Source organism: Acidiphilium sp. PM, from assembly GCF_000219295.1.
Classification (GTDB): domain Bacteria; phylum Pseudomonadota; class Alphaproteobacteria; order Acetobacterales; family Acetobacteraceae; genus Acidiphilium; species Acidiphilium multivorum.
The window spans coordinates 1-11,081 of sequence record NZ_AFPR01000138.1 but is presented as its reverse complement, the minus strand read 5'-3'; the positions used below and the strand labels follow the sequence as shown (position 1 = coordinate 11,081).

Here is an 11,081-nt window from a genome sequence, read left to right as displayed (position 1 = left end):
CTCGCTCTACCCCGACCATGTCATCTTCCTCGGCCCAGGCGTGCCGGAGCGGGTCGAAACCGGCGCACCGCTCGTGCTCGTGCCCGGCGCGGGCGCGCTGCTGCGGCGCGATGCCTCGGCCTCCGCCCGGGCAATGGCCCGCTGCATCGCCGATGTCGCCCGCCTCGTGCCGGCAGGTGCGGCGTTGAGCGTGCTGAGCGCCGACGAGGAGGCCGCGCTGCTCGGCTGGGAGGCGGAAGCCTATCGCAAGACATTGCAGCGCCCGGCATCCTGAGCCTGGCGTCAGCGCGCCGCCGGCAGCCGCCAGCCCCGATAGATCGCCATCATCCGCAGAAACACGCAGAGCGCGAGCCCGCTCCAGGCGGCAAGCGGTTGGGCGATGCCAAGGGCAGCGCCGGCTACCACCACCAGCGCGCCGGCCAGGGCGGCGACGGCGTAGATATCGGCGTGCAGAACGGTCGGCACCCGCATGGTCAGCACGTCGCGCACCATGCCGCCGCCGATCGCGCTGACCATGCCGAGAATCGCCGCCATCGGCCAGTTGATTCCGTAGTCCAGCGCCTTTTGCGTTCCGGCCACCGCGAACACGCCGAGCCCGATCGCATCGAAGAACAGCACCGGATGCGATAGCCGCCTGAACAGGCCGAAACAGGCGAACACGAACAGCCCGCCGGCCAGCGCCAGGGCAAGATTGTGCCAGCTCGCCACCGATTCCGGTGGCACCGCGCCGATCATGACGTCGCGCAGGATGCCGCCGGAAACCGCGGTGACATAGGCGAGCACCAGAACGCCGAACACGTCCATCCGCTCCTGCACGCCGCGCGCCGCCCCGCTCATCGCGAAGACCAGCGTGCCGGTCATGTCGAGCCCGGCCACCAGCGGATGCACGATCCCCCCCGGGCTCACGCGCGGGATCCGGGAGCAGGGCGGAAGCGGCAGGAGGGGCGAGGAATCACGTTGGCACCGGCGGACGTTAGGATGGAAATGGCGGCAGACTTAGCTATTTTCAGATCGGGATACCATGGTCCATGGTGCCGCCCGCTGCATAGCCCACCGTGGAGGAAGCATTTGACCCGTCCGTCTGCCGGCCCCGCCGATCATCCAGAGACCGTCTCCGGCGACGACCCGCACGCCGCCATCCGTGCCGAAGTGGCGCGGCTCTGCGCCGGCTTTCCCGGCGCCTACTGGCGCGAGCTCGACCGTGAGGGGACATATCCCGAAGCCTTCGTCCGCGCCCTGGCGGAGGGCGGCTGGCTCGCCGCGCTGATCCCCGAGGAATATGGCGGCTCCGGCCTCGGCCTGTCCGCCGCCGCGGCGATCCTCGAGGAGGTGCAGCATGCCGGCTGCAACGGCGCGGCGTGCCATGCGCAGATGTATATCATGGGCGCGCTGTTGCGGCATGGCAGCGAGGCGCAGAAGGCGCGCTACCTGCCGCAGATCGCCCGCGGCGAACTGCGGCTGCAGGCCTTCGGCGTGACGGAGCCGACCAGCGGCACCGACACCACGGCGCTGCGCACCACCGCCCGGCGCGAGGGCGACCATTATGTCGTCAACGGCCAGAAGATCTGGACCTCGCGCGCCGAATATTCCGATCTGATGCTGCTGCTCGCCCGCACCACGCCGCGCGAGCAGGCGCAGAAACGCACCGACGGGCTTTCGGTCTTCCTGCTCGACATGCGCGAGGCGCGGCAGGCGGGCCTGACCATCCGGCCGATCCGCACGATGATGAATCATGCGACGACCGAAGTGTTTTTCGACAATGTCCGCGTGCCGGCGGAAAACCTGATCGGCGAGGAAGGCAGGGGCTTCCGCTACATCCTCTCCGGCATGAATGCCGAGCGCATCCTGATCGGCGCCGAATGCATCGGCGACGCCAAGTGGTTCATCGACAAGGCGACCGCCTACGCGAAGGAACGCGTTGTCTTCGGCCGGCCGATCGGCCAGAATCAGGGCGTGCAGTTCCCGATCGCCAAAGCCTATGCGCGGATGCGCGCGGCGGAACTGATGGTCCATCGCGCCGCCGCGCTGTTCGAGGCGGGACAGAACTGCGGAGCCGAAGCCAACATGGCCAAGATGCTCGCCGCCGAAGCCTCGTGGGAGGCGGCGGAAATCTGCGTTCAGACGCACGGGGGCTTCGGCTTTGCCGAGGAATACGATGTCGAGCGGAAGTTCCGCGAAACCCGCCTCTACCAGGTCGCGCCGGTTTCGACGAACCTGATCCTTTCCTATCTCGCCGAACATGTGCTCGGCCTGCCGAGGTCCTACTGATGCCGGACCTGCCGCTCGCGGGCCTGCTCGTCGTCGCCATCGAGCAGGCCGTCGCCGCCCCGTTCTGCACGTCGCGCCTCGCCGATGCCGGGGCGCGGGTGATCAAGATCGAGCGGCCGGAAGGTGATTTCGCCCGTTTCTACGACGAGGCCACGCCCGCCGGCAGCTCCTATTTCGCCTGGCTCAACCGCGGCAAGGAATCCGTGGCGCTCGATCTGCGGCAACCGGCGGCGGTGAACCAACTCGCCGCCCTGATCGCCCGGGCCGACGTGCTCGTGCAGAACCTGAAACCCGGCGCGCTCGACCGGCTCGGCCTGCCGGTCGAGACATTGCGGCGCCGCCATCCGCGCCTGATCTGCTGCTCGATCACCGGCTACGGCGATGACGGCCCGCTCGCCGACCGCAAGGCATACGACTTGCTGATCCAGGCTGAATCCGGCCTCGCCTCGATCACCGGCGGGCCGGGCGAGCCGGCGCGGGTCGGCATTTCGGTGGTCGACATCTCGACCGGTGCCACCGCGCACGCCGCGATCCTCGAAGCGCTGATCGCCCGAGGCCGGACCGGCGAGGGGGCCGATATCCGGATCTCGATGTTCGACGTGATGGCTGACTGGCTGGCTGTGCCTCTGCTCAACACCGAGGCCGGAAACCCGCCCCGGCGCGTCGGGCTCGCCCATCCCTCGATCGCGCCCTATGGCGTTTTTGCTGCCAAGGATGGCCGGCAGCTGCTGATCTCGATCCAGAGTGAGCGCGAATGGCGCGTCTTCTGCCGCGACGTGCTGCTGATGCCGGACATGCCGCAGGACCCCCGCTTCGCCGACAACGTCGCGCGGGTGCGGCACCGGCACGACACCGATGCGGCGGTGGGCGCGGTCTTCGCAGCGCTGCCGGCGGCGGCGCTGATCGCGCGGCTGACGGAGGCCGGCATCGCCTTCGCCGAACTGAATGACATGGCCGCCCTCGTCCGCCACCCTCATCTGCGCCGCATCGCGGTCGGCAGCGCCGCGGGGCCGGTGTCGCTGCCCGCGCCGGCGCCGATCCTGCGCGGCGCGGCGCGCGATTACGGCCCGATCCCCGCGATCGGCGAGCACACGGAGACAGTTCTCGCCGAATTCGGATTGTCCCCGCTTCCGGAGCCCGCGCCATGACGATGACGCTCGATATCGATCACCTCAAATCCTGGATCGGCCGCACCGAAACCGCGCGCGATGTCGTCGCCCCCCGCCTCGTCCGCGAATTCGCCGCGACATTCGACCGCGACGATCCCGCGCCCCGCGCCGGCGATCCCGCGCCGCTCGCAATCCATTGGTGTCTCGCCCCGCCCACCGCGATCACCGCCGCCCTCGGGCCGGATGGTCACCCCGCGCGCGGCGGCTTCCTGCCGCCCGTGCCGCTGCCGCGCCGGATGTGGGCCGGCGGCACCTTGCGCTTCGCCGACCGGCTGCGCGTGGACGACGAGGTGGAGCGCCACTCGCGCATCGCGGATGTCGTGGTCAAGGAGGGGCGCGCCGGCCCGCTCTGCTTCGTCGCCGTCGATCACGAGATCGTCTCGCCACGCGGCCTCGCCCTGACCGAACGGCACGACATCGTCTACCGCGCGGCAGCGGGCGGTGGTGCGCCACCTGCCGAACCCGTGCCGCTCGGCTCGCCGCCGGGGGATGCCGAATGGCATCGCGACATGCAGGCCGGCCCGGTGACGCTGTTCCGCTATTCGGCGCTCACCTTCAACGGCCATCGCATCCACTACGACCGATCCTACGCGCGCGAGGCGGAATCGTATCCCGGCCTGATCGTCCACGGCCCGCTGCAGGCCACGCTGCTGCTCGACTTCGCCGCAGAGATTGGCGGCGCCGCGCCACGGCATTTCACGTTTCGCGGCCTCAGCCCGCTGTTCGACTTCATGCCCTTCCGGCTCGTCGCGCGGCGGACCGGCACGGGCCTCGCGCTGCGGACCGAAACCGGCACGGGCACAAGCACGATGGAAGCATCCGCCGACTGGTAAAGCGGTCATGCGACATGCTCCGCATGGCCGCGACGTGCGGGAAGCAGCGCCGCGCCGAACAGCATGGGCAACCGAAGCTCCGGCGCCATTCCGATTGTCATTCATGAGTTCGGATGCTATCCGGAACGGAATCTACCTCGAAGAGGTTCACAGCCCATGAACGTTCCGGTGCCGTCAGGATCGCGTGCGGCATACGACGGCCTGGACGAGCGCGGCCTGATCGCTGACGCGCGGTCGTTGCGGACGTAAATCGACATGCGCCGACCATTTCTAACATTCGGGAACCTTGCGCTGCTTGCCCGTGCATGCCGGAATGCTGCCGGACATCCGGTTTGCCCCGAGCCTGCAGGTTTCGGTGAACCTGAGGAGGAATTGTGACAATCGATCCCGAATTGCTGCTGAATTTTCCGATCCCCGATATCAGGCAACGCGTTACGCCCCGTGACGTCGCGTTTTATGCGTTGTCGGTCGGCATGGCGCAGGATCCGACCGATCCGCGCCAGCTCGACTTTGTCGATCAACACCGCCAGCTGCACGCTCTGCCCTGGATGGCGCTCGTGCTGGGGCATCCGGGATTCTGGCTGACCGATCCGCGCATCGGGGTCGACGCGGTCCGTCTCGTGCATGGGGAACAGGCGCTCGAGCAGCATTTGCCGCTGCCCGTCGAGGGCGAGATCGTCGGGCGCACACGGGTGACCGGCCTGGTCGACAAGGGGGCCGGCCGCGGCGCGTTGCTCTACATGGAAAAGCAGGTTCTGGATGCGGCGAGTGGCGCGCTCTACGCCACGGCTCGCAGCACCACGTTCCTGCGCGGCGACGGCGGTTTTGGTGGCCCCACCGGCCCGGTGCGGCGGCCGCCGCCGGTGCCGGGCGGCCCGCCGGATTTCGTCGTCGAACTGCCGACCCGGCCGGAACAGGCGCTGTTCTATCGCCTCAACGGCGACGACAATCCCCTGCATGCCGACCCCGCCGTGGCCGCGGCCGCCGGTTTCGAGCGGCCGATCCTGCATGGGTTGTGCACCCTCGGCGTGGTCGCGCATGCGCTGCTGCGGACCCTCGGCGATTACGATGCGACCCGCTTCCGCGAGCTCCAGCTCCGCTTCACCGCCCCCGTCCTGCCCGGCGAGACGATCCGCACCGAGATCTGGCGCGATGGATCGTTCCGCGCCCGCGTGGCCGAGCGCAATGTCATGATCGTCAACCACGGTCTCGCGCGATTTGCCGAGGCTGGCGCGTCGCCGTGACTCGCGCCGTCGCCCCGCCGCGCGAGAAGATCCTCGACGGCTCGTCGCTCATGCCGACGCTCGCCTGGTCGGCCGGCATGCAGGCTGCGCAGCTTCTCGGCGCCGATCATCGCGAGGGCCGCGCAGCCTTCTTCGCAAAGAGGGCGGCGGCATTCCGCGGTGAATAGACGATCCGGCCCGCCATTCCGCGGCGGTCGCCGGTGACGCGCAAGAGGACCATGAACGAGATGCACGCAGCGCCGATGTTGGAAGGCCGGGTCGCCATCGTCACGGGGGCGGGCAGCGGTATCGGCTGCGCCGTTGCAGTCGCGATGGCCGCCGCCGGCGCCGCTGTGGTGATCGCGGATATCGGCGTCTCGCTGGCCGGCGAAGGCGGCTCCTCGGTTCCGGCCGAGCAGACGAAGCTGATCATCGAGGCGGGCGGCGGCCGTGCCGTCGTCTGTGGCGAGACGGTCAGCCGTTGGGACTCTGCCCGCCGCATCGTCGAGACCGCGTTCGACGCTTTCGGTCGCCTCGACATCGTGGTCAATAACGCCGGAATCCTGCGCGATGCAATCTTCCACCGAATGACGCCGGAGGACTGGCTTTCGGTGGTCGGCGTTCACCTGAACGGCAGCTTCTTCGTCAGCCGTGCCGCCGCCGAACATTTCCGCCGCCAGGGATCCGGCGCCTTCGTGCACATGACCGGCACGTCAGGGCTGATCGGCAATGCCGGTCAGGCGAACTATGCGGCGGCGAAGCTCGGCATTGTCGGCCTGTCGCGGTCGATCGCGATCGACATGCAACGTTACAATGTCCGTTCCAATGCCGTTGCGCCTTTCGCCTGGACGCGCGCGGCCAGCGCGTTCCGCGCCGAAACGGAGGATGACAGGGCTCGCATGGCACGCCTTCAGCAAATCAATCCCGAGCATAATGCGCCGCTCGCCGTCTTTCTCGCCTCGGACGCGGCACGCGACGTGACCGGCCAGGTTTTCACCATCCGCCGGAACGAGATCTTCGTGATGAGCCAGAGCCGGCCATTGCGCTCCGTGCAGCGCGATGGCGGATGGACGCCGGAACTGCTCCGCGATCATGCATTTCCCGCGCTGCGTTCGTCGCTGACGCCGCTGGAGCGCAGCCACGACGTGTTTTCCTGGGAGCCGGTCTGACGAGCGACAGCGCGCCGGAAGGCATGGCGCACTCGCGCGCTTTCCGATCCTGCCGGATCGGATGACGCTCTAACGGCCGTTGAGCGTGATCGTGACCTGGCCGGCCGGCAGACCGAGATCGCCGGGCTTGGCGGTCAGCTCGTCCCAGAGCGCAACCCGGCCGCGGTCCGGCACGCGGATGACCACCGGCGGGGAGGCGATCCCTGTGCCGGTGGTACGGGCCAGTGCCGCATCAGGCAGGGCAACCAGCCGTAGCCCGGCGAAATCTCCCGGCCGCGGGGCCGCGGGGCCGGCCGCATATGAAGGCCCCGCAGCCCAAAGCGCGATGCCGCAGCCGAGCAGAAGGGCGGTCGCGCGCCGCGCTACGCTAACGGAGATTGCGCGTCGCATCGGTCATGGCCTGGGATATCATCATGGCATGCGCCTGGCCGGTCAGCAGCGTGGACATGCCGGTCGTGCCGATATCCACCGCGATCTGGTTCTGGATCAGCGCATTGTTCGCCGTATTGGCGATGATGGTGGCGATGCCGCTTGAGGAGAAGGTGGTCGCGACATTGGTGCCGCCGACATTCGAGACGCTGTGCACCAGGGCCGCCGGGGAAGTCATGGTCGGGGCGGGAAGGGGCGTCGGAACAGACGGGGTGGCAGTGTTGGGCGCGGGCGGCGTCGGCGGGGCCGAACCCGTCGCGCCGACCGATGGCGTCGTGGTCGTCGCAATCGAGGGCAGCGACAGTGCCGCGGTCGCCGGGCCGAACGCGAGATGGATTTGGGGGATCGCCACGGCGGCGATGACCGTGCCGTTCACGGTGGTCACCTGCCGGTAGGCGAAGTCGACCGTCAGTTGCGGCGTCAGGTCGAATCCGCCGCGGATCGAGGCAAGGCGCGCATCGCTCAGCGCCGCGCCGGCCCCGAGCGCCGCGAATGGCCCCGCGGCCTGCGCCGATGCCGCGCCCCCGGCCGTGAAGGCCCCGAGCAGCGCGGCACTGCGGAGAATACGCGAAATCGCGGAACGATCGGTCATGGTCATGGTCCTTTCGTGGGCGTCATGCCGCGAGCCGCTTCAGAAGCGGTTCGCGATCGGGATCGTCACCTCCTGCAGCCTGGCGAGGCTCAGCGCATAGCGCGCGATCTCGGTCGGCGCCGGAGGGCTCCCCTGCCAGAGCGACGGATCGTTGAAGTTCTTCTGTGCGATCTCCGCCTGGCTGAGGATGAGGAAGAAGATGCCGCTCCATTGCTTGCGGAATCGCGCGACGCTCTCCGATCGCAGGCCGACCGCCGGATCGGAGAGCAGCACGCGGCCTTCCGCGATACTGCGGACAACGACGAAATGATGGTAGCCATGGTCGTTGATCAGCACGATCGCCGGCACATGCAGCCCTGCGAGCTTCGAGAGCGGCGCGTCGAACCCGCCGGAGGGAATGCCCTCGCGCGCGAGATAGGTCTTCATGTCGAGCAGCGAGAAGCCGTATCGCTCGATCGCCTCGCGATTGCCGTTCCGGAACATGGAGAGGAAGACCTTCTTCTCCGTCACCGGCCGATGATAGGCATAGGTCAGAAGCGTTGCGAGCGCCGCCGATCCGCAGGAAAAATCATAGGCCTGGTGAATCGTCTGGCTGAACCGCATCGACTCGAAACTCTGGATCGGCATGTTGACGCTGCCGGCACCGAGGCTCAGTCCGTTGATCGGAAAATTGCCCGCGGCCGCCGGCCCGGCAATCCCGCAGGCGAGGCAGAGGGCTGCCAGAATGGCGCGGCATCCCGGCGCATGCGTGCCGGAAAGCCTGGTCCGGTCGCGAGGCTGAGGGGTCTGCGTCATCGTCGTCCCTCTCGGAAATTGCGCCGCCGCGGAAACGGCCGCGGCGGCGCGGTGGCGTCAGTGCATCGTCACGTTGATGGTCATCGTGTTCTGGATCAGCGCGTTGTTGCCGCTGTTCTGGAACACCGTGGTGATTCCGGCATTGTTGTTGATTGCGTTGCTGGCGCTTACCGTTCCGGTAACCGCGCCGCGGCCGACCGATCCGCTCACGGAGCCGTCGGTCGTGGCGTTCTGGATCACGACGCCGCCTGCGCGCAGCCGGCCCAGGGCGGCGCCGTGCAGCTCGTTGCCCTTCAGCGCGCCGAGCAGCGACGTATCCGGGGCGCCATTGCCTGCCGCGCGGGCGAAAGGCGGCGCCACGATCATCGCGCAGCCGATCAGCGCGAGGCTGGCCACGGTCACCCGCACTATCCGCCGCGCCACGCCGGTCGTCCGGCCATCAAGCCTGTCCATCGCACTCTCTCCCGAAAGCCATGGCCCGGACGGGCCGGACCATGGCGGTTCCATTCGATGTCGTCCGGGCCGCGTGAGGCCCGGACGGACCGATCAATGGAACACGGAGGTGTTGGAACTGCCCGAAACCACGGACGACAGCGCGACCGTGTTCTGCTGCAGCGAGTTCACGCCGGCGTTGACCTGCGCCGTCACGATGCCGGTGCCGTTCGCCGTGTTGTTGAGGGAGGCGTTCATCGAAACCACCGGTGCTCCGGATGAACCTTTGCCGTTCCGTCCGTGCTTCCAGTCCATGCCGCCCGGCCCGCCACTGCCGCCGCCGCTCGCCATGGCGCCGGCCATGACCGAGCCGTTCGTCGTCGCGGTGGCGAGGTGGTAGTTCGAGATCGTCTTGTAGCTGTTCGCGAAGTTCGACAGCGAGGCGCTGATCGCCAGGCTGTGGTTGTTCGCCGCCACGCCGCCGGACGACGCCGCCGCCATGTTGGTCTCGGTCTCGTTGTTCGAGTTGGCCGTCCGGCTCGACCAGGACTGGTGGTTTGAGTTGGTCGTGTTGGTCGTGTTGGTTGTGTTGTAGCTCGACGTTGTCGAGCCGCTGGGGCTCGGGGGGCCGGGCGGGCCCGCATGGGCCACGCCAAAGCCGAGCCCGAGGGCGAGGGCCGAGACGCCGGCGAAAAGAAGGGAAGTCCGCATGGGTCACTCCTGTGGTTCGGGTTGCGTGGGCCGGGTCGCTGCGCGCGCCGCGGCCCCTGCAGCCGCGGGCCGGATGGCGGATCCCGCATCTGCATGAACATTCATCAGCAAGCCGCGTGCCAATCCGCGCATCATGGTCAATAGGCTGAAAAACAAGGGAAAAATGGTGTCTCGCCCGATTCCGCCGGCTGGCCCCGCCGTATCATGAAACGGCTCATGAAACGCTTGATACGGATACATGTGCGATCCCTCAGAACCGGATCGGCACGTCGATGAGCACCTTCGCGACGGGCGCATTCGGGCCCGCGCCGATGCCGACGCCGAGATTGATCGTGGTGGATTTCGAGAGCTGGTAGCCGACGCCGAAATTGAACGTCCCGAAATCGTAGGAAGACCCCTTCACCGCCGCATGGTTGAACGTCGCGCCGAAAACGTGTTCCTGCTGGTAGCTCAACGTGAACGTGGTCTGATCGTTGAGGGCGAACCCGATGCCGAACGTGGCGGCCACCGCGTCGCCCGGCTTGGCGTCCGCCGGAATCGGCGGTCCGCCGCCAGGATCCTGCACCTCTACCGTCCGGCCGAAATTGTGGATGTAAAGCAGGTTGGCGAACAGGATCCCCGGTGCCGTCGGGTAGAGCACCGTCAGGCTGGGTTCCAGCGAATAGAACCCGGTGCCGGTCGGCACCTTCTTCTGGATGCCGGAGATGATCCCGCCGTTCGGATCGTTGGTGGTGTAGACCGGCACCGAGAACGGGCTCGTGCCCGTCGCGGTCTTGAAGATCGCGTTTCCGACCAGGATCGGCATGCCGTCGGCGCCTGAATTGAACTGGTAGCTGGCGCCGAACTGGATGTCGCCGAGTCCCGCCGCATGGGCGCTCGGGGCGAGCACGTTCACCGTCGTCCCGCCGCCGCTCTGCTGCAGGATCGATTGGGTGACGGTCTCCTGATAGGCGTAGACGAAGGGAATCTTGGCGCTCAGTTCCAGCCGGTCGGTCAGGCCGTAGCGCAGGGTCAGCGCCGGCGTGATCACGCTCTGCCGCACGCGCGCGAGCAGAAGCTGACCAAAGGTGATGCCGGGCAGGATGGTGAACCCGTTCAGGCTCAGCTGGTCTTCCGCCGAGTAGTCGTATTCGAGCGAGGGATCGATCACGAGCGTGCCGCGCGGGGTCAGCACGCCGCCGACCGATTGCAGCGGCGAAGTCTGGAGGACCCTCGCCTCCCGCCGTTCCTTCGGCTTGGGTTCGGTGATCGGCGCCGAGGTCTGTTCCGCCGATGGCGGTGCGGTATCAGCGGGCGCCGTGGCGTCGGCGGGATTTTGTGCGGCGACGGTCGGTCCCGGTCCCGCCCCCCTGATGCGCCGCATCTCGGCATCGAGCAGCGCGCCCTGGCGGTCGAGCTCCGCGCGCTCGCGGTCGAGTTCGGCCCGTGTCTTCTCCAGCCGCGCCTCCGCGCGCGCGATG

Annotated in this window: 13 protein-coding genes and 1 pseudogene; 7 read left to right on the top strand and 7 right to left on the bottom strand. The window is 68.2% G+C overall.

The annotated features are described in order from the left end of the window. A pseudogene (locus APM_RS06920) lies at positions 1-274 on the top strand (class II aldolase); the annotation flags it as partial. An 8-nt stretch (positions 275-282) separates the two neighbouring features. Here APM_RS06920 and APM_RS06915 read toward each other — a convergent pair. Beyond that, entirely contained in the window at positions 283-906 is a 624-nt protein-coding gene (locus APM_RS06915) for a trimeric intracellular cation channel family protein (RefSeq protein ID WP_007422638.1), read from the bottom strand. A gap of 162 nt (positions 907-1,068) precedes the next feature. Here APM_RS06915 and APM_RS06910 point away from each other — a divergent pair, with 162 nt between their 5' ends. The 6 genes from APM_RS06910 to APM_RS06890 all read left to right on the top strand — a co-directional run bounded on the left by APM_RS06910 (position 1,069) and on the right by APM_RS06890 (position 6,662). Continuing rightward, positions 1,069-2,268: an acyl-CoA dehydrogenase family protein gene (locus tag APM_RS06910; protein WP_007422637.1), complete on the top strand. Its 1,200-nt coding sequence runs from the start codon at positions 1,069-1,071 to the stop codon at positions 2,266-2,268. Beyond that, entirely contained in the window at positions 2,268-3,416 is a 1,149-nt protein-coding gene (locus APM_RS06905) for a CaiB/BaiF CoA-transferase family protein (protein WP_007422636.1), read from the top strand. Before APM_RS06910 ends, APM_RS06905 begins: the two co-directional genes overlap by 1 nt. Further along, positions 3,413-4,270: a MaoC family dehydratase N-terminal domain-containing protein gene (locus APM_RS06900; RefSeq protein WP_007422635.1), complete on the top strand. Its 858-nt coding sequence runs from the start codon at positions 3,413-3,415 to the stop codon at positions 4,268-4,270. Before APM_RS06905 ends, APM_RS06900 begins: the two co-directional genes overlap by 4 nt. A 374-nt stretch (positions 4,271-4,644) precedes the next feature. After that, the gene (locus tag APM_RS06895) at positions 4,645-5,514 is read left to right on the top strand and encodes a MaoC/PaaZ C-terminal domain-containing protein (RefSeq protein WP_007422634.1); all 870 of its coding nucleotides are present in this window, start codon (positions 4,645-4,647) and stop codon (positions 5,512-5,514) included. Then, positions 5,511-5,681, top strand: coding sequence for a hypothetical protein (locus tag APM_RS21995; RefSeq protein ID WP_158004992.1), 171 nt, complete (start codon positions 5,511-5,513; stop codon positions 5,679-5,681). The genes APM_RS06895 and APM_RS21995 overlap by 4 nt, the downstream gene beginning before the upstream one ends. 51 nt (positions 5,682-5,732) lie before the next feature. Further along, the gene (locus tag APM_RS06890; protein ID WP_371259404.1) at positions 5,733-6,662 is read left to right on the top strand and encodes an SDR family oxidoreductase; all 930 of its coding nucleotides are present in this window, start codon (positions 5,733-5,735) and stop codon (positions 6,660-6,662) included. Positions 6,663-6,731: 69 nt separating this feature from the next. Here the strand turns inward: APM_RS06890 and APM_RS06885 are convergent, their stop codons facing one another. The 6 genes from APM_RS06885 to APM_RS06860 form a co-directional block, all read right to left on the bottom strand. Beyond that, complete coding sequence (locus APM_RS06885) at positions 6,732-7,052, bottom strand: hypothetical protein (RefSeq protein ID WP_012040158.1); 321 nt, start codon at positions 7,050-7,052, stop codon at positions 6,732-6,734. Next, positions 7,030-7,683: a hypothetical protein gene (locus APM_RS06880; RefSeq protein WP_007422631.1), complete on the bottom strand. Its 654-nt coding sequence runs from the start codon at positions 7,681-7,683 to the stop codon at positions 7,030-7,032. The genes APM_RS06885 and APM_RS06880 overlap by 23 nt, the downstream gene beginning before the upstream one ends. Before the next feature lie 39 nt (positions 7,684-7,722). After that, a complete protein-coding gene (locus APM_RS06875; RefSeq protein WP_007422630.1) occupies positions 7,723-8,478 on the bottom strand; it encodes a C39 family peptidase in 756 nt (251 codons plus the stop codon). 57 nt (positions 8,479-8,535) lie between these two features. Continuing rightward, positions 8,536-8,931, bottom strand: a complete 396-nt coding sequence (locus APM_RS06870) for a hypothetical protein (protein ID WP_007422629.1) — start codon at positions 8,929-8,931, stop codon at positions 8,536-8,538. A gap of 93 nt (positions 8,932-9,024) precedes the next feature. After that, positions 9,025-9,621 (bottom strand): hypothetical protein, encoded by a 597-nt coding sequence (locus APM_RS06865; protein WP_007422628.1) that lies wholly within the window; start codon positions 9,619-9,621, stop codon positions 9,025-9,027. Between the two features lie 250 nt (positions 9,622-9,871). Next, positions 9,872-11,081 (bottom strand): hypothetical protein (locus tag APM_RS06860; protein ID WP_007422627.1); only part of this gene is annotated, 1,210 nt, incomplete at its 5' end.

Excerpts from the sequence above, each read along its gene's own strand:
- APM_RS06905 (WP_007422636.1), top strand. The coding sequence starts at position 2,268 with ATGCCGGACCTGCCGCTCGCGGGCCTGCTCGTCGTCGCCATCGAGCAG.
- APM_RS06900 (WP_007422635.1), top strand. The coding sequence starts at position 3,413 with ATGACGATGACGCTCGATATCGATCACCTCAAATCCTGGATCGGCCGC.
- APM_RS06890 (WP_371259404.1), top strand. The coding sequence starts at position 5,733 with ATGAACGAGATGCACGCAGCGCCGATGTTGGAAGGCCGGGTCGCCATC.
- APM_RS06885 (WP_012040158.1), bottom strand. The coding sequence starts at position 7,052 with ATGCGACGCGCAATCTCCGTTAGCGTAGCGCGGCGCGCGACCGCCCTT.
- APM_RS06880 (WP_007422631.1), bottom strand. The coding sequence starts at position 7,683 with ATGACCGATCGTTCCGCGATTTCGCGTATTCTCCGCAGTGCCGCGCTG.
- APM_RS06875 (WP_007422630.1), bottom strand. The coding sequence starts at position 8,478 with ATGACGCAGACCCCTCAGCCTCGCGACCGGACCAGGCTTTCCGGCACG.
- APM_RS06870 (WP_007422629.1), bottom strand. The coding sequence starts at position 8,931 with ATGGACAGGCTTGATGGCCGGACGACCGGCGTGGCGCGGCGGATAGTG.
- APM_RS06865 (WP_007422628.1), bottom strand. The coding sequence starts at position 9,621 with ATGCGGACTTCCCTTCTTTTCGCCGGCGTCTCGGCCCTCGCCCTCGGG.